This window comes from Carboxydocella sp. ULO1 (genome assembly GCF_002049255.1).
Lineage (GTDB): Bacteria > Bacillota.
The window spans coordinates 1-221 of sequence record NZ_BDLQ01000168.1 but is presented as its reverse complement, the minus strand read 5'-3'; the positions used below and the strand labels follow the sequence as shown (position 1 = coordinate 221).

1 rRNA gene is annotated in these 221 nt (G+C 58.4%); it reads left to right on the top strand.

Annotated elements, in window-relative coordinates:
- Nucleotides 1-221: ribosomal RNA gene (locus tag ULO1_RS14415) — 23S ribosomal RNA — on the top strand; the annotation flags it as partial.

Below are 221 nucleotides of genomic sequence, written 5' to 3'. Positions count from 1 at the left end.
AAGGCAGGTGAGAATCCTGCCCGCCGAAAACCTGAGGTTTCCTGGGGAAGGCTCGTCCGCCCAGGGTAAGTCGGGACCTAAGCCGAGGCCGAAGAGGCGTAGGTGATGGAGAATCGGTTGAAAATCCGATACCACCATACAACCGATATTACGAAGGGGTGACGCAGGAGGCTAGGGAGAGCCGGTGAATGGAAGGACCGGTCCAAGCCCGTAGGGAGTGA